Annotated in this window: 26 protein-coding genes; 2 read left to right on the top strand and 24 right to left on the bottom strand. The window is 33.8% G+C overall.

Annotated features, from left to right (window positions below):
• Positions 1 to 22: 22 nt before the first annotated feature.
• Positions 23 to 2,419, top strand: coding sequence for a T9SS type A sorting domain-containing protein (locus tag BM053_RS09550; RefSeq protein WP_091476851.1), 2,397 nt, complete (start codon positions 23 to 25; stop codon positions 2,417 to 2,419).
• A 49-nt stretch (positions 2,420 to 2,468) separates the two neighbouring features.
• Here BM053_RS09550 and BM053_RS09545 read toward each other — a convergent pair whose 3' ends face one another.
• Positions 2,469 to 2,834 (bottom strand): CoA-binding protein, encoded by a 366-nt coding sequence (locus BM053_RS09545; protein ID WP_091476850.1) that lies wholly within the window; start codon positions 2,832 to 2,834, stop codon positions 2,469 to 2,471.
• A 123-nt stretch (positions 2,835 to 2,957) separates the two neighbouring features.
• Between BM053_RS09545 and BM053_RS09540 the strand changes: the two genes are divergently transcribed.
• Complete coding sequence (locus BM053_RS09540) at positions 2,958 to 3,581, top strand: MarC family NAAT transporter (RefSeq protein WP_091476848.1); 624 nt, start codon at positions 2,958 to 2,960, stop codon at positions 3,579 to 3,581.
• A gap of 65 nt (positions 3,582 to 3,646) precedes the next feature.
• Here the strand turns inward: BM053_RS09540 and ctlX are convergent, their stop codons facing one another.
• The 23 genes from ctlX to rplE form a co-directional block, all read right to left on the bottom strand.
• Positions 3,647 to 4,585 carry a citrulline utilization hydrolase CtlX gene (gene ctlX, locus BM053_RS09535; RefSeq protein WP_091476846.1) on the bottom strand — a complete coding sequence of 313 codons (939 nt, stop codon included), beginning with the start codon at positions 4,583 to 4,585 and terminating at the stop codon, positions 3,647 to 3,649.
• 4 nt (positions 4,586 to 4,589) lie between these two features.
• Positions 4,590 to 5,543, bottom strand: a complete 954-nt coding sequence (locus tag BM053_RS09530; protein WP_091476844.1) for an arginase — start codon at positions 5,541 to 5,543, stop codon at positions 4,590 to 4,592.
• A gap of 129 nt (positions 5,544 to 5,672) precedes the next feature.
• Positions 5,673 to 7,073, bottom strand: coding sequence for a T9SS type A sorting domain-containing protein (locus BM053_RS09525; protein WP_091476842.1), 1,401 nt, complete (start codon positions 7,071 to 7,073; stop codon positions 5,673 to 5,675).
• 27 nt (positions 7,074 to 7,100) lie between these two features.
• Complete coding sequence (locus BM053_RS09520) at positions 7,101 to 8,741, bottom strand: hypothetical protein (protein ID WP_091476841.1); 1,641 nt, start codon at positions 8,739 to 8,741, stop codon at positions 7,101 to 7,103.
• A gap of 143 nt (positions 8,742 to 8,884) precedes the next feature.
• Entirely contained in the window at positions 8,885 to 10,168 is a 1,284-nt protein-coding gene (locus BM053_RS09515) for a citrate synthase (RefSeq protein ID WP_091476839.1), read from the bottom strand.
• A 396-nt stretch (positions 10,169 to 10,564) separates the two neighbouring features.
• A complete protein-coding gene (eno, locus tag BM053_RS09510) occupies positions 10,565 to 11,854 on the bottom strand; it encodes a phosphopyruvate hydratase (protein WP_091476837.1) in 1,290 nt (429 codons plus the stop codon).
• A gap of 88 nt (positions 11,855 to 11,942) precedes the next feature.
• The gene (carA, locus tag BM053_RS09505; protein ID WP_091476835.1) at positions 11,943 to 13,052 is read right to left on the bottom strand and encodes a glutamine-hydrolyzing carbamoyl-phosphate synthase small subunit; all 1,110 of its coding nucleotides are present in this window, start codon (positions 13,050 to 13,052) and stop codon (positions 11,943 to 11,945) included.
• Positions 13,053 to 13,307: 255 nt separating this feature from the next.
• The gene (gene rplQ / locus BM053_RS09500; RefSeq protein ID WP_091476833.1) at positions 13,308 to 13,796 is read right to left on the bottom strand and encodes a 50S ribosomal protein L17; all 489 of its coding nucleotides are present in this window, start codon (positions 13,794 to 13,796) and stop codon (positions 13,308 to 13,310) included.
• Positions 13,797 to 13,858: 62 nt separating this feature from the next.
• Entirely contained in the window at positions 13,859 to 14,851 is a 993-nt protein-coding gene (locus BM053_RS09495) for a DNA-directed RNA polymerase subunit alpha (protein WP_091476831.1), read from the bottom strand.
• A gap of 24 nt (positions 14,852 to 14,875) precedes the next feature.
• On the bottom strand, positions 14,876 to 15,481 hold the full coding sequence (gene rpsD / locus BM053_RS09490; RefSeq protein WP_011963446.1) for a 30S ribosomal protein S4: 606 nt from the start codon (positions 15,479 to 15,481) through the stop codon (positions 14,876 to 14,878).
• A 91-nt stretch (positions 15,482 to 15,572) separates the two neighbouring features.
• On the bottom strand, positions 15,573 to 15,956 hold the full coding sequence (gene rpsK / locus BM053_RS09485; RefSeq protein WP_091476829.1) for a 30S ribosomal protein S11: 384 nt from the start codon (positions 15,954 to 15,956) through the stop codon (positions 15,573 to 15,575).
• A gap of 8 nt (positions 15,957 to 15,964) precedes the next feature.
• Complete coding sequence (rpsM, locus tag BM053_RS09480; protein WP_011963448.1) at positions 15,965 to 16,339, bottom strand: 30S ribosomal protein S13; 375 nt, start codon at positions 16,337 to 16,339, stop codon at positions 15,965 to 15,967.
• A gap of 2 nt (positions 16,340 to 16,341) precedes the next feature.
• On the bottom strand, positions 16,342 to 16,458 hold the full coding sequence (gene ykgO / locus BM053_RS09475; RefSeq protein WP_008992256.1) for a type B 50S ribosomal protein L36: 117 nt from the start codon (positions 16,456 to 16,458) through the stop codon (positions 16,342 to 16,344).
• A 3-nt stretch (positions 16,459 to 16,461) separates the two neighbouring features.
• Positions 16,462 to 16,677 carry a translation initiation factor IF-1 gene (infA, locus tag BM053_RS09470; protein WP_011963449.1) on the bottom strand — a complete coding sequence of 72 codons (216 nt, stop codon included), beginning with the start codon at positions 16,675 to 16,677 and terminating at the stop codon, positions 16,462 to 16,464.
• Between the two features lies 1 nt (position 16,678).
• Positions 16,679 to 18,022, bottom strand: coding sequence for a preprotein translocase subunit SecY (gene secY / locus BM053_RS09465; RefSeq protein ID WP_091476827.1), 1,344 nt, complete (start codon positions 18,020 to 18,022; stop codon positions 16,679 to 16,681).
• 11 nt (positions 18,023 to 18,033) lie between these two features.
• Positions 18,034 to 18,486 (bottom strand): 50S ribosomal protein L15, encoded by a 453-nt coding sequence (gene rplO / locus BM053_RS09460; protein WP_059013710.1) that lies wholly within the window; start codon positions 18,484 to 18,486, stop codon positions 18,034 to 18,036.
• 12 nt (positions 18,487 to 18,498) lie between these two features.
• On the bottom strand, positions 18,499 to 18,681 hold the full coding sequence (gene rpmD, locus BM053_RS09455) for a 50S ribosomal protein L30 (protein WP_011963452.1): 183 nt from the start codon (positions 18,679 to 18,681) through the stop codon (positions 18,499 to 18,501).
• 12 nt (positions 18,682 to 18,693) lie between these two features.
• Positions 18,694 to 19,218 (bottom strand): 30S ribosomal protein S5, encoded by a 525-nt coding sequence (gene rpsE / locus BM053_RS09450; protein ID WP_091476826.1) that lies wholly within the window; start codon positions 19,216 to 19,218, stop codon positions 18,694 to 18,696.
• A gap of 6 nt (positions 19,219 to 19,224) precedes the next feature.
• Entirely contained in the window at positions 19,225 to 19,575 is a 351-nt protein-coding gene (gene rplR / locus BM053_RS09445; protein WP_011963454.1) for a 50S ribosomal protein L18, read from the bottom strand.
• Positions 19,576 to 19,586: 11 nt separating this feature from the next.
• The gene (rplF, locus tag BM053_RS09440) at positions 19,587 to 20,132 is read right to left on the bottom strand and encodes a 50S ribosomal protein L6 (protein ID WP_091476824.1); all 546 of its coding nucleotides are present in this window, start codon (positions 20,130 to 20,132) and stop codon (positions 19,587 to 19,589) included.
• Positions 20,133 to 20,148: 16 nt separating this feature from the next.
• Entirely contained in the window at positions 20,149 to 20,547 is a 399-nt protein-coding gene (gene rpsH, locus BM053_RS09435; RefSeq protein WP_091476822.1) for a 30S ribosomal protein S8, read from the bottom strand.
• Between the two features lie 140 nt (positions 20,548 to 20,687).
• Positions 20,688 to 20,957, bottom strand: coding sequence for a 30S ribosomal protein S14 (rpsN, locus tag BM053_RS09430; protein ID WP_091476820.1), 270 nt, complete (start codon positions 20,955 to 20,957; stop codon positions 20,688 to 20,690).
• Between the two features lie 3 nt (positions 20,958 to 20,960).
• Positions 20,961 to 21,512: a 50S ribosomal protein L5 gene (rplE, locus tag BM053_RS09425; RefSeq protein WP_091476818.1), complete on the bottom strand. Its 552-nt coding sequence runs from the start codon at positions 21,510 to 21,512 to the stop codon at positions 20,961 to 20,963.
• Position 21,513: the final 1 nt, after the last annotated feature.

Below are 21,513 nucleotides of genomic sequence, written 5' to 3'. Positions count from 1 at the left end.
TACCTTTGCAAAAAAATTGTACATGAAAAAAATTACCCTACTTATTGTATTGTTATTTGGATTATCAACTGGATTAAAAGCACAAATTCGTGCTTTTCAAGATTTCTTTTTTGTAGCCAATGGAGCACATGATTATAATGATTGCTTAATTTTTTCACCAGAAACATTTAATATTCTCGATAACGATTATTTAGACTTAACAAATAATATAAGAGCTACACCTAGTAATGTTACAATTGTAAATACGAACAATTTCCCATATTTAAATTCTAACGGTACAATAAATCTAACAACCTGTAATCTTGCACCTGGGAATTATTATATTCCTTATGATATTTATGAAACGGCAAATCCATCAAATATTAGTCAAACAACATTTGTATTGTATATTCCATTTCAAGATTCAGCAAAAGACGATTATTTTGAAATAGGAATCAGCGGAGGAGTTACACCAAATGTTTTGGCAAATGACTTTATTGATTGCCATCCATTATTTCCCCCATATAGTGAAATTGATAATGTACATTGGATCTCTACATCAAATGCACAATTTACACTTAATGTTAACGGAACCATAACTGTTACTCCTGAAACACCACCTGGGTTTTATACCTTTCAATATGCATATTATACTTTTAATTTAGGCACTTCAGATATTTCGAATGTAACCATAAACATAACCAACCCTATTAGCATATCTATTAATGGTAACTCCTACCAAGATTACAATGGTGATGGCATTACTAATGTAGGAGATGTTATTAATTACCAATACAGTATTACAAACAATGATACTTCACCTGTTACAAACATTAGTGTTACTTCACCTAATACTAGCATAACTGGCACTATTGCTTCCCTAAATGGCGGCGCAACCAATACGACTAGTATCACAGGAGTTTATGCACTCACTCAACAAGATATTAACGCTAGTTTTGTTACTGAAACCGCAACGGCTACTGGTTTAGATAGCTATAGCAATACACATACTGATATCACAGAAGCAATTACTAATTTAAACATAAGCAGCGGTATTAAACTAAATGCTTTTTATGACACTAACAATAATGGCACGCAAGATTCAGGAGAAGTAAATGTGAATTTTGGTGAGTTTCGTTATGAATTAAACAGTAGTGGCCAAATAAATAATGTTAGTTCTAATAATGGTACTGCTTATATTTTTGAAACAAATCCAGCAAACACTTATAATTTAGGATATATCTTAAACTCAGATTTTAGTGCAAATTATAGTGTTTCATCTAATTATACCAATGTAACTGTAACTAATGGTTCAGGAATTACTACTTATAATTTTCCTATTACTGCAACCAATGCTATTCGTGATTTAGCCATCACCACCATTCCTATAAGCGGTAATCCTCGCCCTGGATTTACTCATACGGTTCGTCTTAAATATGAAAACTTAGGCAACCAAATTAGTTATGGTGATATAGGTTTCGCTTATAATCCGAGTAATTACACTCACACAAGCTCCACTATTCCTCATTATTATTCTTTCAACAGTAATAATCTTGAATATCTATATTTTGATATTGGAGAAATACAACCTTTTACTTCAGGTTATATTGACATTGTACTCCAAGTTGCTACAATCCCCTCGGTTAACTTAAATGATATTGTAGAATTATATTCTGGAATCGGCGATCTATACGAAGATTACCCTAGCAACGTTGAAACAAATTATAATAATAACCAAAGTTATTTATACCAAACGGTTGTTGGTTCATACGATCCTAATGATAAAAACGAAAATCACCAAGCCGAAATTGATTATGACTCTTATTATATTAAAGACAAATTAACGTATACCATTCGATTTGAAAACACAGGAACGGCAAGCGCTATAAATGTGAAGGTAAATGATATGTTAGACACTAAATTAAATGCAAACACATTTAAAGTATTAGATGCAAGTCATCCATATAAAGTAGAACGTGTAGGCAGAAATTTAAGTTTTAAATTTGATGGAATAGATTTACCTCCTTCAGTTGCAAATACACAAATTGGAAAAGGATTTATAACTTATAATATTGAAGTTAATCCAACTTTAGAAGCTGGAGATATTGTTTCAAACACAGCAAATATCTTCTTCGATTTCAATCCGCCAATTGTGACCAATACTATTGACAGAGAATTTGTTTCGGCTTTAGGTACAAAAGAGTTTAATCATTCTAAATTTAGTTTATATCCAAATCCGGCGAAAACAATTCTAAACATTCAATCAGAAAAAAATATAGATTCGATTGAAATTATTGATACCAATGGAAGAGTAATTCACAAACAAAGAATTGATAATACAAACGGTACAGTAAATGTTGAAAGTTTTTCTAATGGAATTTATTTTATAAAACTACATAATGATCAAAACACAACAACCATTAAGTTTATCAAAAATTAATAATAGAAACAAAAAGGGCTTAGTTTAAAACTAAGCCCTTTTTTATTTATTAATATTGATTCGTAGTGAGAAGCACTAATGTACAAGCATCTTCAACTTTAATTCCGTTTGCTTTTAGCAACTGAGAAAACTCGGGATTTTCGGTTCCGGGATTGAAAATAACACGTTTTGGTTTGGTTTCTAATATATAGTTATAATAATCGCGCTGGCGTGTTGGATTAAGATAAAGTGTTACCGTATGAATGCTTGCCAACGGAATATTTTTAGTTCTAATGTTTATTCCGGCAACTTCCCCAGCATTTTGGCCTATTGCTATTACCGAATGACCTTTTTCGACCAACATCGTTATTGCCATAAATGCGTATCTATCTGGTTTTGTTGAAGCACCAAGTACCAACGTTTTTTTATTGCTCATTATATTATTTTTTTTACAAAAGTACTCAAAATTGTGGCTTTCCCTAAAAATATATACCTTTATGCAATATTGATGTTTTCGTAATAACCGAAAAAATCTAAACTATTACTTTTACAAAAAAACATGGAATTATTTATTTATTTATTCTTCGCTTTATTTTCTGTACTAAATCCAATAGGAACAATACCTATTTTTGTAGGACTTACGCAACATGATGACAAAAAAGAACGTTCTAGAATCTCTCTTTGGACATCGATAAATGTTTGTATTATTTTGATAATTTCTTTTTTTGTAGGTCAATATATTCTTTCCTTTTTTGGAATTACTATAAATGCCTTGCGAATTACTGGCGGAATTATTATTGCGAGTTCTGGTTTTTCGTTACTTTCTGGGAAGTTTAGCAAGAAAAGAGGTATTGGCAAAAAAGTACAAACCGATGTACAAAACAGAAATGATATTGCACTAACGCCACTTGCTATGCCCATGCTTGCAGGACCAGGATCTATATCGTTACTTATCGCTTTTTACCAAGAACACCATACAACAAATGAAATGATTCTTTCGTCGGCAGCAATATTAGCTATTTCAATTATTATCTATATAGTGTTACGAAGTGCCCATTATCTCTCTAAAATACTAGGAGCATCAGGAATTGTTGCAATTTCTAGAATTATTGGTTTCTTGACAATTGCGATTGGAGTTCAGTATATTATAAGTTCTATTTTGAGTATTGTGAGGGGAATATAAAAATAATTACGAATTATGAATTACGAGAAAATCATAATCCATAATTCGTAATTTATAATCAAAAACTAATCTTCTGTTGGTAAGAAAATTTCCGCCATCATACAACGAGCACTTCCACCACCACAAGCTTCGATAGTATCTAAACTTGAACTTACGATTGTGATGTGTTCTTCTAGTTGTGCAACTTGTTTTTTAGTTAAATTTTTGTGTGCCGATGCACTCATAATTAGATAACGACGTTCGTCGGCTCCTTGCAATTCGAGCATATTTCCTGCAAAATTATTCATTTGATCTTCTGTGATTAGAATAATTTCTTTTCCGTCAGATTTCAAACTATCGAGAACCATTTTTCGTTCTTTTTTATCGTCGATACAATCTGCACAAATAACGGCAAAAGTATCGGCAACACACATCATAACATTGGTATGATAAATAAGTTTTCGCTCAGTCCCTACTGTTTGAAAAGCTTCGAAAATAACTGGTGTATATTCGAAATCTTCACAGAATTCGATAAACAATTCTTCATCCGCACGAGGCGAAAGTGCACAATAGGCTTTGTCATTTTCTCTATCTAAAACAATACTTCCTGTTCCTTCTAGAAAAAAACCGTCTTCTTCTGCCGAAGAATAATCCATAATTTCGTTAACCACAAAACCTTTATCTTCAAGAACATCTAAAATTTCTTCACGGCGTTCTAATCTTCTATTTTCAGCAAACATAGGATATAAAGCTACATCGCCACTTTCGTGAAAAGAAATCCAGTTGTTAGGAAAAATAGAATCTGGCGTGCTTGGTTCTAATGTATCATCGACCACAGTCACATCAACACCAACCATTCGTAATTTATTTACGAAAGTGTCAAATTCTTCTTGTGCTTTGGCATTTACCGTTTCTGGTGACAAACCATCAATCACTTTTTGATAATAATTATTTACAGTCGTTTGTTCGTTCATACGAAACGCAACTGGGCGAATCATTAGTATGGAATTTGTAGTTTGTTTCACAGGATTATGTTTTAATAGTTTGAGTTATTGCTTCAACAATATCAAGTGTTATTTCGGCCATTGTATTTTCTTTTTCGTCAAGACATGGATTTACTTCAACCACTTCAATACAAATCGTTTTAGGATTTTTTGCCAATGCAATTAATATTTCTCTGGCTTCTTGAGGCGTTAATCCATCATCAACAGGAGTTCCTGTTCCATGTGAAGTTAAATCTGGATCCATTGAATCTACATCAAAAGAAACATAAATAATATCGCAATCTTTGAGTCTTTCATCGACAATTTTAATGATTTCAGAAACACCTTTTGAACGAACTTCAGATACCTGACAATTCTTAATATCCAAACGATCCATTATAGCATTCTCCTGAGCTTCGGTATCGCGAACACCAATATAAACGATATCTTCTGGCTTCACCTTTGGAGTGATATTTCCAACTTGTTTGAGTTGATTCCAAAACGAAACCGTTTCTTCATCTACTTCATTAGTTTTACATTCGAGATTATCAATATTTAAGGCTGTAGCCAAAGGCATACCGTGCATATTTCCAGACGGAGTGGTATAAGGCGTATGAATATCAGCGTGTGCATCAATCCATACAACACCTAATCTTTTTTGAGGAAAAGCGGACTTAATTCCTGCAATTGTCCCTCCTGCAGAACCATGATCGGCCGCTAATAAAATTGGAAAAGATTGATTGTTTAAAATCTCGGATACTTTCGTATTCAGCTCATTATATACATTCAGCAGTCCATCGATTCTTTTTGCAAATGGAAATTGAGTAGGTTTATCTAAGAAATTATTAACATTTAGTATTTTTTGAACTTCGTTCTCTCCAAAAATATAACTTCCTTTTTTCCGGGCGGCTGTCATTATCGCATCAGGCCCTAAAGAAGCGCCTCTTGTCCCTGCAGTTATTTCTGATTTATTGATTAAAAAAACAACATTCTTACTCATAAAGTATTTATTTGAAATATAGATTTAGATAAAAATCTACCTCTTACAACCTATTTGATTATTAGCAAATATAAAAAAAGCTTCCCGATTAAGAGAAGCTTTTCGTTTAAATTATTAAGAAATTATCTTTTAATTCTTAATAAGTTTTTCAGTAAGAATTGTACCATCAACCGTTAGTATTGATAAGGTATATATTCCGTTTTTAAAACCACTGATATCAAACTGATAACTATTTGTTGCTTCCATTTTCTGATTGTAAACCACTCTACCTTCCATCGAGGTTATCTTCACCTGATTGAATTTAGAATTGCTATAGCTTACATTAATCAAACTGTTTGTTGGATTAGGGTAAATAGTGATTTTGTTTTTGATTAAGTCAATTTGATTTATTTCTTCCTTAACACTATTATCTCCATTTTTATACACAAAGTCCCCTGAACAGCCTTCAATATAAGCTGAAAATTGTGAAGTATAAATTGCCTCGAATCCTGGATTTAACTCCACAAAATTACCTGCATGATATACAACACCATTCCCTTGTACACCATCTCCAAATGAAACCAAATCTGATGTTTTAATCCAATCTGACCTTTCCTCATGAATCATTGTGCTTATTGGCACAGAAGTTGTTAAAGTTGGCTGACAACAATTAGTAATGGCAACGACTAAAGGAGTTGTTGCACTATAACAGTTAATAGATTGATTATAAAAGGAAGCATAATAAGTTCCTACAGGAACAGCAGTGAGATCTAATACAGTATTCGCACTAGTCGCCGGAGTTGCGGTATGCCAGGTTAATATAGAATTACATGATATTAAATTACTAGCCGTAATATTTGTCAAATTAACAGTCGTAGCTGGACATACATTGCTTAATGTAGATGAACTTAATAAAGGCGCTGTCGCACACGAGTATTTTTGTAAGACGAAATTACAAGCATTACCTTGTACCCAACCTGAATGACCTCCTATATTTCTTAAAGTAATTTCAGTGAAAGGACAGGTAGAGTTAACTGTTATAGTAACATCTCCAAAAGTATCACTCCATGAACCCCATGAATCAGTTAAATTACAAGTTAAAACATCTCCAGCAACCGATACTCCACAAGGATTTACTAAACTTAGAGTCCCACCACCATCAATAAAAATTTGACCAACATCTGTATTCCCATGATAGTTGGCATTTACTGATGAATAAGTAATTGTAGCACTCATTATTGGCTGATTAAACTTATATATGACCCGCCCAATAGATGATGATGTCCAAGCCCCATTTCCTACATAAGATGCAGATGGCGCACAAAAAGTTGTTGACTGATTTGGCAGATACGCACCAACATTATCTCCTGTTACTGTAACATTTATACCATTATTTAAACAATTAACACCTGCCATAAGTCCCTGAGTCGTATCAGGCGGAAGAAGCTCACCTGAGTCATCTTCCTTATACTCTCCGTTAGCCATTAAAGTTTGTGAGATTCCTTCAAAGTTTATAAAAAGTATGAATATTATAAATATAAGTTTTTTCATTTTATCTTATTTTTAAAATTAAAATGATTACTTATTTTTATTTACTAAAGCATTTACTAAAACTTTCAGTTCTTCGATTTCTTTCTCTTGCTTTTCGATTTTCTTATTTTGCTCAATAGCATACAAAGTCAGCTCTTCAATTTTAGCCATTTGTTTGGCTTGCATTTCGCCTAAATCCAATCCTTCTTTCACAAGCTCTTCTGCTGAAGAAACCCCTGGTAAATGCTTATTTTCAGCAATAAAAGTTTCTACTTCTTTTAACGGCATTAATTTATAATCGTTTGCAAAAACGTAATCTGCCCAGTTAACAGAACTACTTAAAGCTACTTTCACTTTTTCGGTTAAAATTCCACCTTCAACTAACAATCTGTATTTACTTTCACTACCCGGTGTAAAATTTAAATTTGGAAAATTAACAGTATTTCCAATATAAATTCTTCCAAAACCATGCGTTCCTTCTACAAAACCACTATCAAATGTTTTGAAGAATAAGTTGGTATTTTTCATATCAACAGTTCTAAGATTATCTGAAGTGGCTGTAGTTGTCTGATTGATAAAACCATCATTTGCATAAATACTTGTGTCTGTATCACCGCCAGCTGTCAAAGCTACAGGAGTACTCGATACTCCATTTACAGTTGTTGTTAATTGACCTGTAGTTATCGTATTTACAACCGTATTTACAATAGGAGCATTAGCCACAACACTATTTACAGTACTTGTCATGGTATTTACAGCATTATTTGTCAAAGTATTTGTAGTTGGACTAGCAATTGTATATCCAGCGGTTGGATTTCCAGTTACAACTATATTTTGACCTGCAGTAACAACAGTACTTCCTGGACCACCCGTCCCTGATGCATTTTGCAATACCACATCTCCATTTGCATCAACTGTTAAAAATTTTGATGCTGTAGTAGTAGGTACAAATGTGCTATTTAAATTACTAAAACGCAATCCAGAATTACCCGATACACCATGTTTCACTTCCAATTTATTTTGAGGAATCACATTATTCCCAAGACCAATACCTGCATTTCCGTTAGAGTGAATATAAAGTCTTTGATTATTTAACCCGTCAGCAAGTATTATTGTACCATTAATTGTAGGCAAAGTTGAATTTATATTTCCTAAAAAAGTATTATAACTTCCTGTTGTAATTCCACTACCAGCAGCAACTCCAATAAATGTATTACTTTCTCCGCTGGAAATAACCGATCCTGATTGCCAACCTATAAATGTATTCTTTGATCCAGTTACAAGAGTTGTTCCACGTCCTGAATTATAACCTAAAAAAACATTATAATTACCCGTCGTGTTTTTAAATCCTGATAAAGCACCTGCAAATAAATTTTCACTCCCCGTATTATTATAAAATCCGGAAGCATTACCTAAAAAAGTGTTGTTTTTTCCTAATGAATTAGAAACTGTTCCAGTACCCGCTTGATGACCTACATAAGTATTAAAAAGACTCGTCCCAGCAATATTTGAAGAATTAAAAGGAATTGTATTTGTCCCTGCTTGTGAACCAACATATACGCTGTATCCAGAAGTTCCAGCTACATCTCCAAATGAAGTAACAAAATTATTCAACACTTGACAATTGCTATTACTAGTTACACCAAAAATCACTAAAAAGGTGATTAAAAAAAGATTGTTCGTTTTCAAAATTGTTTGTTTTAAATTAGTTCCCGTAAAGGAAAAGAAAAAAAATAGCTTTTGATTATTTTCTATTAAAACATATTAACAAAAAAATCCTCACATCAAATTAATTGATAATGAGGATTAGATTCGTTTAAATTATTAAGAAATTATCGTTTTTCTACAGCGACAAAATCCCTTAATGGATGTCCTGTATAAACTTGACGAGGACGACCAATAGGTTCTTTGTTTTCACGCATTTCTTTCCATTGTGCTATCCAACCTGGAAGACGACCAATTGCAAATAATACGGTAAACATATCTGTAGGAATTCCTAATGCTCTGTATATAATTCCTGAATAGAAATCGACATTTGGATATAATTTTCTTGATACAAAATACTCATCTACCAAAGCTGATTCTTCTAATTTTTTTGCAATTTGAAGAATTGGATCATCAACACCTAAAGTTCTTAAAACTTCATCGGCTGCTTTTTTGATGATTTTTGCTCTTGGGTCAAAGTTTTTGTACACTCTATGTCCGAATCCCATCAAACGGAATTCGTCATTTTTGTCTTTGGCTTTAGCTAAATATTTTTCGGCATCTCCACCATTTTTTTGAATTTCTTCAAGCATTTCTAACACTGCTTGGTTTGCACCACCGTGAAGTGGCCCCCAAAGTGCAGAAACTCCCGCTGATATTGACGCGAATAATCCTGCATGAGAAGATCCTACCATTCTTACTGTTGACGTAGAACAGTTTTGCTCATGGTCTGCATGAAGTATAAATAATTTATCTAATGCTGCTACTACAACTGGATTTGCAGCGTAAGGTCCTGTAGGCAATTTAAACATTAATTGCATGAAATTCTCTACATATCCTATTGTATTATCGTAATAATTTAGAGGATAACCCATGCTTTTTCTAAATGTCCAAGTGGCAAGAACTAGGAATTTACCCATAGTTTTGCAAACCGCTTCGTACATTTCTTTTTCATTTTCTACATTAACCACTTTTGGATTAAATGCAGTTAAAGCACTTGTTAGCGAAGACAAAACACCCATTGGATGTGCTGTTTTAGGAAAACCATCGATGATGTTTTTCATTTCTTCGTTTACTAAAGTGTATTTACGAATATTATTTTCAAATCTTTCTAATTCTGATTTTGTAGGTAATTCTCCAAAAATAACTAGGTAAGAGACTTCAAGAAAATCTGCTTTATCGGCTAAATCTTCGATTGAATATCCTCTGTAACGTAGGATTCCTTCTTCTCCGTCTAGGAATGTTATTTCTGATTTACAAACTCCTGAGTTTTTGTAACCTGGATCCATAGTGATGGCTCCTGTTAAATCTCTTAGTTTGCTAATATCTATAGCTACTTCGTTTTCGCTTCCTGTTATTGTTGGAAATTCATACTTTTTGCCATCAATTTCTATTGTTGCTGTATTTGACATAATATAATCTGGGAATTTATCTAAAAAATATATAATTTAACAAATCTAATGAATTCTTAATTAAATAAAAAAGTTTTGTGGTAAGGTTTTAGTTAAATAATTGATAAAAATAGTTTTATTTTAAAATTTATATTGAATATGGAAACTAATTCATTTCTTTTTGAACCATATAAGTTCATTTAAGTTTTGCATTAAGTGTTAATTTTTTTTAAATTTTGAATAACGAACGCTGAAATTCTAGCCCCGATTGAAGCGGAAAGCTACGAAATGAAAAAAACTCTTTTTTCTTGGAACAACAGAGCGACCAAAGGAAGCTCCTGTTGTTGTTTAGAAAAAAGAGTTTTTTGAATGAGTACTTGTAGTGGAAAGCAGGAATTGCTTCTCATTACAATATTTTTATTTTTTGAATGCTCTTGCTCCTGGAAAATAAGCCACATCGTTTAATTCCTCTTCGATACGCAACAATTGGTTGTATTTTGCCATACGATCTGAGCGTGAAGCAGAACCAGTTTTTATTTGTCCGCAATTTAATGCTACGGCTAAATCGGCAATGGTATTATCCTCGGTTTCGCCCGAACGATGCGACATTACTGAAGTATATCCTGCATTGTGAGCCATATTTACCGCTGCAATAGTTTCGGTTAATGTTCCAATTTGGTTTACTTTTACAAGGATTGAATTTGCAATTCCTTCTGAAATTCCGCGTGACAAACGAGTTACATTGGTTACAAATAAATCATCCCCAACGAGTTGTGTTTTGTGTCCGATTTTTTCGGTTAAGTATTTCCACCCTTTCCAATCGTCTTCGTACATTCCGTCTTCGATAGAAATAATTGGATATTTTGAAGCCAATTCGGCTAAATAATCTGCTTGTTCTTCTGATGTTCTGATTTTTCCTGTCGTTCCTTCAAATTTCGTGTAATCGTATTTTCCATCAACATAAAACTCAGAAGCAGCGCAATCTAAAGCAATCATAATATCGTCGCCAAAAGTATATCCTGCACTTTCTACAGCTTTTTTAATCGTATCTAAAGCGTCTTCCGTTCCGCCAGCTAAATTAGGCGCAAAACCACCTTCGTCACCAACAGCAGTTGACAATCCTCTGTCATGCAATACTTTTTTCAAACTGTGAAAAATTTCGGTTCCCATTTGCATGGCTTGTGTAAAAGAAGTTGCTTTTACTGGTATAATCATAAATTCTTGAAACGCAATGGGCGCATCAGAATGTGAACCACCATTGATGATATTCATCATAGGAACTGGTAAAGTATTGGCAGAAACGCCACCAATATATCTGTATAACGGCAATCCTAATTCGTTTGCTGCGGCTTTTGCTGCGGCTAAAGAAACTCCAAGAATTGCATTGGCACCTAGATTTGATTTATTAGGTGTTCCATCTAAATCGATCATGATTTTATCGATTAGATTTTGCTCGAAAATAGAAGTTCCAAGTAATTCGGAAGCGATTATTGTATTTACATTTTCTACGGCTTTTAGCACTCCTTTTCCAAGATAAGCTTTTCCGCCATCACGCAATTCCATCGCTTCATGTTCGCCTGTTGATGCTCCAGAAGGAACTGCTGCGCGTCCTAAAACCCCATTTTCGGTTACTACATCGACTTCGATAGTTGGATTTCCTCTTGAATCGAAAATTTGTCTTGCGTGAATTTTGATAATTATGCTCATTATAATTTTAGATTTATGATTTTAGACTTTACCCTTCGACTACGCTTAGGGTGATAGTACAAATATATTTAAAGTTTAAGATAACGTTTTAGTTTTTTGAAAGTTTTATATTTTCGATAAAATCATCAAACAAATAACTAGAATCGTGCGGACCAGGGCTTGCTTCTGGGTGGTATTGTACTGAAAAACAGTTTTTGCTTTTCATACGCATTCCCGCAACAGTCAAGTCATTGATATGTAAATGGGTTATTTCTAAATCGGGATGATTGTCTAACTCTTCTTTATTAACAGCAAATCCGTGGTTTTGAGAAGTTATTTCGCCTTTTCCTGTTACTAGATTTTTTACTGGATGATTGATTCCTCGGTGTCCGTTGAACATTTTATAAGTTGACACTCCGTTTGCCAAAGCAATAACTTGATGTCCCAAACAGATTCCAAAAAGTGGATTGTTGTTTGCTATGATTTCTTTAGCTACTGAAATAGCACTTTCTAAAGGATCAGGATCACCAGGACCATTGGACAAAAAATAACCATCTGGAGCAAAAGCTTTTAATTCTTGATAACTTGTATTGTATGGAAATACTTTGATGTAACAATCTCTTTTTGCTAGATTACGAAGTATATTGGTTTTTATTCCTAAATCTAAAGCTGAGATTTTATATTTTGCATTTTCATTTCCATAAAAATAGGGTGTTTTTGTAGATACTTTTGATGCCAACTCTAATCCTTTCATGTCTGGGATTTGAGCTAATTGCTTTTTAAGTTCTTCGATTGAAGTTCCGTCGGTTGAAATTACGGAATTCATAGCGCCGTTGTCACGGATATAACTCACGAGTGCTCGTGTATCTACATCGGAAATGCAAACTAGATTTTGTTTTTTGAAATAATCAAATAGGTTACTTTCTGAGTCTGGACGAGAATGAAAATCTGAGAAATTCTTGCAAACTAATCCTGAAATCATGATTCTATCCGATTCTATTTCGTCTTTATTTACTCCGTAGTTTCCTATGTGCGCATTGGTAGCAACCATGATTTGTCCAAAATATGATGGGTCGGTAAATATTTCTTGATAACCTGTTGTTCCTGTATTGAAACATACTTCTCCAAATGTAGTTCCGCTTATTCCGATTGATTTTCCGTGAAAAATGGTTCCGTCGCTTAGTAATAAAATTGCTGCTTGTTTTGTTGTGTGTTGCATTGTATTGTTTAGTTGTGGTGCAAAAATAAAGTTTTTTTCTTAAACTGTATTCAATCGATTAAGGAATATATTTCCAAGTATTCGAATAATTTACTCTTTAGCCCTGATGGAAGTGAAAATCCTCGTCATTTTTCTTGGCGAGATTGTAACGACAGCAGGAATATGATTTACTGGTAAAGCCCGAACAATTCGCTTCAAAAAAAAAGGATAAACTAGTAAAAGTTTATCCTTAATATTTATGAACTGAATGTCATATTATTCTGCACTATCAGTAGTTTCTTCAGTTGTGTCAGCTGCAGCATCAGTAGTTGGTTCAGCTTTTTTAGCTTTTCCACCACGACGGCTTTTAGTTTTCACTTCTTCTTTCTTACCACCGTTGTATAGTTCGTTAAAGTCTACTAATTCGATCATTGCCATATCAGCATTATCTCCTAAACGATTACCTAATTTGATAATACGTGTGTATCCTCCTGGACGATCACCTACTTTAGCTGCTACGTCTCTGAACAAGTCAGTTACTGCATATTTGCTACGTAAGTAAGCGAAACATATACGACGATTGTGAGTTGTATCGTCTTTAGATTTTGTTATAAGCGGCTCAACAAATTGTTTAAGCGCTTTTGCTTTAGCGACAGTAGTGTTAATACGTTTGTGCTCGATTAGAGAACAAGCCATATTTGCAAGCATTGCTGCTCTGTGACCTTTTTGTCTGCTTAAGTGATTGAATTTTTTTCCGTGTCTCATGACTATTTTTTTAAACCTTCATCTTGCTTCAATCCTCTTTGGAGAGCAAAATATGAAGTAATTTATTCTTTATCTAATTTGTATTTCGCTAAATCCATTCCGAAGGTTAAATTTTTAATAGCTACTAGTTCGTCTAGTTCTGTTAAAGATTTTTTACCAAAATTACGGAATTTCATTAAGTCATTTTTGTTGAATGATACTAAGTCTCCTAATGTATCAACTTCAGCTGCTTTTAAGCAATTTAATGCTCTTACAGAAAGATCCATATCAACAAGCTTAGTTTTAAGCAATTGTCTCATATGTAATGACTCTTCGTCATAAGATTCTGTTTGAGCTATTTCATCAGCTTCAAGTGTAATTCTTTCGTCAGAAAACAACATGAAATGGTGAATTAATACTTTTGCAGCTTCAGTAAGGGCGTCTTTTGGATTAATAGATCCGTCAGTTTTTATTTCAAAAACTAATTTTTCATAATCTGTTTTTTGCTCTACACGGAAGTTTTCAATTGCATACTTCACATTCTTTACTGGTGTAAAGATAGAATCGGTAAAAATAGTACCAATTGCAGCATTTTGTTTTTTGTTTTCCTCAGCTGGAACATATCCTCTACCTTTTTCGATAGTCATTTCCATGTTAAGGTTCACTTTACTATCCAAGTTACAAATTACCAATTCTGGGTTTAATACTTGAAATCCAGAAATATATTTTTGGAAATCACCAGCAGTAATTTGATTTTTTCCTGAGATTGCTAGTGTAACAGATTCGTTATCTATATCTTCAATTTGACGTTTGAAACGTACTTGTTTAAGATTAAGGATAATTTCTGTAACATCTTCAACAACTCCAGAAATAGTTGAGAATTCGTGATCTACACCTTCTATACGGATAGATGTGATTGCGTAACCTTCTAAAGCAGAAAGTAAAACTCTTCTAAGTGCGTTACCAACTGTTAATCCGTAACCAGGTTCTAAAGGTCTGAATTCAAACTTACCTTCAAAATCGGTTGAATCGATCATGATAACTTTATCGGGCTTCTGAAAATTAAATAATGCCATAAATTATAAGACTGATGTCAATTATTATTTGTTGTACAATTCGACGATTAGTTGTTCTTTAATGTTTTCTGGAATTTGCAATCTTGCAGGAACAGAAACAAAAGTTCCTTCCATTTGTGCAGTATTCCAAGTAATCCACTCATAAACATGACTTGAATTTGATAAAGAACGGTCGATAGCTTCTAATGATTTAGATTTTTCACGAACAGCAACTTTGTCACCAGGTTTTAAATGGTATGAAGGTACATTTACAAGTTCACCGTTTACAGTCACGTGTCTGTGAGAAACGATTTGTCTTGCTGCTCTTCTAGTTGGAGCAATACCCATTCTGTAAACTACGTTATCTAAACGCGCTTCACATAGTTGTAAAAGGATTTCACCAGTTACACCTTTAGAAGCTGCAGCTTTTTTAAATAAACCTCTGAATTGTTTTTCTAAAATTCCGTAAGAATATTTAGCTTTTTGTTTTTCCATTAACTGGATAGCAAATTCAGATTTTTTTCCTCTTTTTTTAGCCATCCCGTGTTGTCCGGGTGGGTAATTTCTTTTTTCGAATGATTTATCATCTCCGAAAATAGCTTCGCCAAATTTACGAGCTATTCTTGTACTTGGACCAGTATATCTTGCCATTTCTAAAAATTTAATTAAGGTAGAGATTATGAATTCAGGTCATATCCTTCGATAATCTTAAATTCTACCTATTATACTTACTACTATAAAATTATACTCTACGTCTTTTTGGAGGACGACATCCGTTGTGAGGAAGTGGTGTAACATCGATAATCTCTGTTACTTCAATTCCAGCATTGTGCAAAGAACGAATAGCAGACTCACGCCCGTTTCCTGGTCCTTTTACATATACTTTCACTTTTTTCATACCAGCTTCCATCGCTACTTTAGAACAATCTTCAGCAGCCATTTGAGCAGCATACGGAGTGTTCTTTTTAGAACCTCTAAAGCCCATTTTACCAGCTGACGACCAAGAAACAACTTCACCTTTTTTGTTTGTTAACGAAATGATGATGTTGTTAAAAGTTGCACTAATATGAGCTTCGCCTGTTGACTCTACTATAACTTTACGTTTTTTTGTACTTGCCTTAGCCATACTACTTATTATTTAGTTGCTTTTTTCTTGTTCGCAACAGTTTTTCTTTTACCTTTTCTAGTTCTAGAATTGTTCTTAGTTCTTTGACCTCTTAATGGAAGCCCAGATCTATGACGGATTCCTCTGTAACATCCGATATCCATTAAACGTTTGATGTTTAATGAAACTTCTGAACGCAATTCTCCTTCAATTTTATAAAAAGAAACTGCCTCACGGATACCACCGATTTCGTCATCATTCCAATCTTGTACTTTTTTGTCTTGGCTAACTTGAGCTTTTTCTAAAACCTCAATAGCTCTGCTTCTACCTACTCCGAAGATATAGGTTAATGCAATGACACCTCTCTTATTTTTGGGAATATCTACCCCTGCTATTCTTGCCATAATTATCCTTGTCTTTGTTTAAATCTAGGATTCTTTTTGTTAATAACGTACAATCTCCCTTTTCTACGTACAATTTTGCACTCGGGACTTCTCTTTTTTACTGATGCTCTTACTTTCATTTTTTAGTATCTATAAGTAATTCTTGCTTTTGACAAATCGTAAGGACTCATTTCAAGTTTCACTTTATCACCAGGTAATAATTTGATGTAATGCATTCGCATTTTTCCTGAAATGTGAGCAATAACGATATGCCCATTTTCTAATTCAACACGGAACATCGCATTTGATAATGCTTCGATGATAGCTCCGTCTTGTTCTATTGCTGATTGTTTTGCCATATTAAGCTATTGCTTTTCTGTTTTTACCACTTTTCATTAAACCATCATAATGTTTGTTTAACAAATATGAATTGATTTGCTGAACAGTGTCTATTACAACACCAACCATAATTAATAATGATGTACCTCCGAAGAAATGTGCCCATTGTGCTTGAACATCCATTACACTTACTACAATAGCTGGGAACACAGCAAGTAAAGCAAGACATAATGATCCTGGAAATGTAATCAAAGACATAATATGATCTAAAAAATCTGCAGTTTCGACACCTGGCTTAACACCTGGTATAAATCCACCGCTTCTTTTTAAATCATCTGCCATTTTATTAGTCGGAACTGTAATTGCGGTGTAAAAGTACGTAAAAATAACGATTAACAAAGCAAATAATAAATTATACTCCCAACCAAATACATTTTGAAATCTTGAAGCTAATGATTGTGCTGTTTCAGATTTTGATAATCCTGCAACCGCAGCTGGTATAAACATAATTGCTTGTGCAAAAATGATTGGCATAACTCCTGAAGCATTTAGTTTTAATGGGATAAATTGTCTGTCTCCACCTAGCAAATCTTGCTCTAAATCTCCTGTTACAGAACGACGAGCGTACTGAACTGGTATCCTACGAACTGCCATAACTATTAAGATACAACCAATAATTACCAATAACCAAAGAATAATTTCAAGAACAATTAACATTATTCCTCCAGTATTATTTGTTGTTACAGATGAAAATTCTTGAATAAATGCTTGAGGCATTCTAGCAAGAATCCCTGCCATAATCAATAATGAAATACCATTACCTATTCCTTTATCAGTGATTTTTTCACCTAACCACATTGCAAAAATTGTTCCTGTAGCTAATATTATTACTGAAGAGAAAATAAATGCTGGAGAATTTCCTAACAAAAATGCATCTTGTGGTAAAGTTCTGTATAGATTATAAATATAACCAGGACCTTGAACTAGTGTAATACCAATAGTTAACCATCTTGTAATTTGGTTCATTTTTTTTCTACCACTTTCTCCTTCTTTTTGAAGTTTTTGCAAATAAGGAATCGCAATTCCCATTAACTGAACAACAATCGAAGCAGAAATGTATGGCATGATTCCTAGCGCAAATACAGAGGCTTGTGAAAAAGCTCCTCCTGTAAATACGTCTATTAACCATCCAATTCCTTTATCAGTTTGATTTGTTAAATTTCCCAATTTAGTTACATCAATACCTGGCAACGGAACCTGTGCTCCAAAACGATAAACCAACAGAAATCCTAATGTAATTAGGATTCTGTTTTTTAGTTCCTCAATTTTCCAAACGCTTAAAAACGATTCAATAAGTTTTTTCATCGTTTAGAAAATTACAATTCTATCGCTTCTCCACCAGCAGCTTCAATAGCAGCTTTTGCAGTAGCAGTAAATTTATGTGCACTAACTTTTAATTTTGCTTTAAGCTCACCTCTACCTAAAATTTTAACAACTTCAGTTTTAGTAGCCAAACGGCTTGTAATAAATACTGTCATATCAACAGTATCAGTAACAATTCCGTTATCAACAAGTAATTGAAGATTGTCAAGATTTACACCTTGATACTCAATTCTATTGATGTTTGTGAAACCAAACTTAGGCACACGTCTTTGAAGTGGCATTTGCCCTCCTTCAAAACCAATCTTTTTAGAATACCCAGAACGAGATTTTGCTCCTTTGTGACCTCTTGCAGAAGTACCACCTTTTCCAGAACCTTCTCCTCTACCTAATCTTTTATTTTGATTATGTGTTGAACCTTCAGCTGGTTGTAAATTACTTAAATTCATAACAGTGTTTGGTTATTTAGCTTCTTCTACAGAAACTAAGTGTTTAACTTTGTTTATCATCCCAAGGATAGTTGGATTTGAATCATGCTCTACAACTTGACCCATTTTACGTAGACCCAAAGCTTCTAATCCTCTTTTTTGATCAAGTGGACAGTTGATTTTGCTTCTAACTTGTTTTACTAATAATTTAGCCATAATTTCCTTGAATTAACCTTTAAATACTTTCTCTAATGAAATTCCTCTTTGTCTTGACACTGTGTAAGCGCTTCTCATTTGCAATAATGCATCGAAAGTTGCTTTTACCACATTGTGTGGATTAGAAGATCCTTGAGATTTTGATAATACATCGTGAATACCTACAGATTCAAGTACCGAACGAACGGCACCACCTGCAATTACTCCAGTACCATGGGAAGCTGGCATTAAAAATACTCTTGCTCCACCAAATTTACCTTTTTGTTCGTGAGGAACTGATTGTCCACTTAAAGGAATTTTCACTAAATTTTTCTTAGCATCTTCTACTGCTTTCGCAATTGCTTCAGAAACATCTTTAGATTTTCCTAGTCCGTGTCCTACCACTCCGTTCTCGTCGCCTACAACTACAATAGCAGAAAAACCGAAAGCTCTACCACCTTTTGTAACTTTAGTAACACGATTTACACTTACCAGACGGTCTTTTAATTCAAGACCACTTGGTTTTACTAACTCTACGTTTTTGTATTTATGATACATAATTTCTTAGAATTTTAATCCGGCTGCTCTCGCACCTTCTGCTAATGATTTCACACGACCGTGGTATAAATAACCACCTCTATCGAAAGTAACTGTATCGATACCTGCTTTTAAAGCTGTTTCTCCAATTAGTTTCCCAACTGCAATTGCAACTTCAATTTTAGTACCTGTGTTTACACCTTTCTCACGTGATGATGCTGTAGCCAGTGTTACACCGTTTACATCGTCAATAAGTTGAGCATAAATTTCTTTGTTACTTCTGAATACAGATAAACGAGGTCTTGCAGCAGTTCCGCTAACAATCTTTCTAATTCTGTACTGTATTCTCTGTCTTCTATCAGATTTTGTTAATGACATAATCTTAATTTTTAAGCTGATTTACCTGCTTTTCTTCTTAATACTTCACCTACGAATTTAACCCCTTTTCCTTTGTATGGTTCTGGTTTGCGGAAACCTCTAATTTTCGCAGCCACTTGACCTAAAAGTTGTTTATCGAATGAAGTTAATTTTACAATTGGGTTTTTTCCTTTTTCAGATATTGTTTCTAAAGTAACTTCAGATGCAATTTCTAAAACGATGTTGTGAGAAAATCCTAAAGCTAAATCAAGTTTTTGACCTTGATTAGACGCTCTATAACCTACTCCAACAAGTTCTAACTCTTTTGTAAAACCAGTAGATACACCAGCAACCATGTTATTGATTAAAGCTCTATACAATCCGTGTTGAGCTCTTTCTTGTTTGCTATCAGCAGCTCTTTCTACTAAAACTTGACCATCTTCTAACTTTACAGTTACATTGTTGGTATAGCTTTGCGTAAGTTGCCCTAATTTTCCTTTTACGGTAACGATAGAATCATTGATTTCTACAGTTACTCCAGCAGGAATTGCAATTGGATTTTTACCTATTCTTGACATTTCTAGTAGTCTATTATTAGTATACGTAACAAATTACTTCTCCACCAACATTGAGTTGCTTAGCTTGTTTCCCAGTCATAAGACCTTTTGAAGTTGAAACTATAGCAATTCCTAATCCGTTAAGGATTCTTGGGATTGTAGAAGAACCTGAATACTTACGTAAACCTGGTTTACTAATTCTTTGGATATCTCTGATTACTGACTCTTTAGTAACTTTGTCGTACTTTAGAGCGATTTTGATTGAACCCTGAACAGCGTTGTCTTCAAATTTGTAACTTAAGATATATCCTTGATCGAATAAAATCTTTGTGATCTCTTTCTTCATGTTAGATGCTGGAATCTCAACCACTTTGTGGTTTGCTTTCGCTGCATTTCTAACTCTCGTAAGATAATCTGCAATTGGATCTGTATACATTATGTATCAATTTGCGGTTATGGTTTTCAGTATGATACTCATCAAACGAACCTTTAACCAGTTTATACTTGTTTAATTAAAAATATCAAATTACGAATTCGATTTAATTCAAATTCGTAATTTGAAATTCTAATTGAATTTTACCAAGAAGCTTTTTTAACTCCAGGTATCAATCCGTTGTTTGCCATTTCACGAAATGTAACACGTGAAAGACCGAATTGACGCATATACCCTCTTGGTCTTCCTGTTAATTTACAACGATTGTGCAAACGAACTGGTGAAGCATTCTTCGGTAATTTTTGCAAACCTACGAAATCTCCAGCTTCTTTCAAAGCTTTTCTTTTCTCAGCATATTTAGCTACCGTATTTTCTCTTTTTACCTCACGGGCTTTCATTGATTCTTTAGCCATGTCTTAGTTCTTTTTAAATGGTAAACCCAATTCAGTTAATAATGACTTTGCTTCTTTGTCTGTAGCAGCAGATGTTACGAAAGTAATATCCATACCTGAGATTTTATTCACTTTATCAATATCAATTTCTGGAAAGATAATTTGCTCAAGAACACCTAAGTTGTAATTTCCTCTTCCGTCGAAACCTGTAGCTTTAATACCACTAAAATCTCTTACACGTGGTAAAGATGAAGTAACTAATCTGTCTAAGAATTCATACATTCTTTCTCCACGAAGTGTTACTTTAGCTCCAATTGGCATTCCTTTTCTCAATTTAAAAGACGCAACGTCTTTTTTAGAGATAGTAGCTACCGCTTTTTGTCCAGTAATTTTCGTTAACTCTTCTACAGCATAATCAATCAATTTCTTGTCTGATACTGCCGCACCAACTCCTTTACTAATCACGATTTTTTCAAGTTTTGGAACTTGCATTACGTTTTTGTAACCGAATTCTTCCGTAAGAGCAGAGATAACTCTACTCTTATATTCTTCTTTTAGTCTAGGTATATAAGCCATT

The organism is Flavobacterium swingsii (genome assembly GCF_900111965.1).
Lineage (GTDB): Bacteria > Bacteroidota > Bacteroidia > Flavobacteriales > Flavobacteriaceae > Flavobacterium > Flavobacterium swingsii.
The sequence above is the reverse complement of the archived record's forward strand: the minus strand, read 5'-3'. Positions and strand labels throughout refer to the sequence as shown.

Excerpts from the sequence above, each read along its gene's own strand:
- rpsK (WP_091476829.1), bottom strand. The coding sequence starts at position 15,956 with ATGGCTAAGGCAAGTACAAAAAAACGTAAAGTTATAGTAGAGTCAACA.
- BM053_RS09545 (WP_091476850.1), bottom strand. The coding sequence starts at position 2,834 with ATGAGCAATAAAAAAACGTTGGTACTTGGTGCTTCAACAAAACCAGAT.
- BM053_RS09525 (WP_091476842.1), bottom strand. The coding sequence starts at position 7,073 with ATGAAAAAACTTATATTTATAATATTCATACTTTTTATAAACTTTGAA.
- BM053_RS09495 (WP_091476831.1), bottom strand. The coding sequence starts at position 14,851 with ATGGCATTATTTAATTTTCAGAAGCCCGATAAAGTTATCATGATCGAT.
- BM053_RS09550 (WP_091476851.1), top strand. The coding sequence starts at position 23 with ATGAAAAAAATTACCCTACTTATTGTATTGTTATTTGGATTATCAACT.
- rplO (WP_059013710.1), bottom strand. The coding sequence starts at position 18,486 with ATGAATTTAAGTAATTTACAACCAGCTGAAGGTTCAACACATAATCAA.
- rplE (WP_091476818.1), bottom strand. The coding sequence starts at position 21,512 with ATGGCTTATATACCTAGACTAAAAGAAGAATATAAGAGTAGAGTTATC.
- secY (WP_091476827.1), bottom strand. The coding sequence starts at position 18,022 with ATGAAAAAACTTATTGAATCGTTTTTAAGCGTTTGGAAAATTGAGGAA.
- carA (WP_091476835.1), bottom strand. The coding sequence starts at position 13,052 with ATGCAACACACAACAAAACAAGCAGCAATTTTATTACTAAGCGACGGA.
- rplQ (WP_091476833.1), bottom strand. The coding sequence starts at position 13,796 with ATGAGACACGGAAAAAAATTCAATCACTTAAGCAGACAAAAAGGTCAC.
- ykgO (WP_008992256.1), bottom strand. The coding sequence starts at position 16,458 with ATGAAAGTAAGAGCATCAGTAAAAAAGAGAAGTCCCGAGTGCAAAATT.
- rpsE (WP_091476826.1), bottom strand. The coding sequence starts at position 19,218 with ATGTATCATAAATACAAAAACGTAGAGTTAGTAAAACCAAGTGGTCTT.
- BM053_RS09515 (WP_091476839.1), bottom strand. The coding sequence starts at position 10,168 with ATGTCAAATACAGCAACAATAGAAATTGATGGCAAAAAGTATGAATTT.
- rpsD (WP_011963446.1), bottom strand. The coding sequence starts at position 15,481 with ATGGCAAGATATACTGGTCCAAGTACAAGAATAGCTCGTAAATTTGGC.
- rpsN (WP_091476820.1), bottom strand. The coding sequence starts at position 20,957 with ATGGCTAAAGAATCAATGAAAGCCCGTGAGGTAAAAAGAGAAAATACG.
- rpsH (WP_091476822.1), bottom strand. The coding sequence starts at position 20,547 with ATGTATACAGATCCAATTGCAGATTATCTTACGAGAGTTAGAAATGCA.
- rpmD (WP_011963452.1), bottom strand. The coding sequence starts at position 18,681 with ATGGCTAAATTATTAGTAAAACAAGTTAGAAGCAAAATCAACTGTCCA.
- infA (WP_011963449.1), bottom strand. The coding sequence starts at position 16,677 with ATGGCAAAACAATCAGCAATAGAACAAGACGGAGCTATCATCGAAGCA.
- rplR (WP_011963454.1), bottom strand. The coding sequence starts at position 19,575 with ATGTCATTAACAAAATCTGATAGAAGACAGAGAATACAGTACAGAATT.
- BM053_RS09540 (WP_091476848.1), top strand. The coding sequence starts at position 2,958 with ATGGAATTATTTATTTATTTATTCTTCGCTTTATTTTCTGTACTAAAT.
- eno (WP_091476837.1), bottom strand. The coding sequence starts at position 11,854 with ATGAGCATAATTATCAAAATTCACGCAAGACAAATTTTCGATTCAAGA.
- rpsM (WP_011963448.1), bottom strand. The coding sequence starts at position 16,339 with ATGGCAAGAATAGCAGGGGTAGATATTCCCAAAAATAAGAGAGGTGTC.
- BM053_RS09530 (WP_091476844.1), bottom strand. The coding sequence starts at position 5,543 with ATGAGTAAGAATGTTGTTTTTTTAATCAATAAATCAGAAATAACTGCA.
- rplF (WP_091476824.1), bottom strand. The coding sequence starts at position 20,132 with ATGTCAAGAATAGGTAAAAATCCAATTGCAATTCCTGCTGGAGTAACT.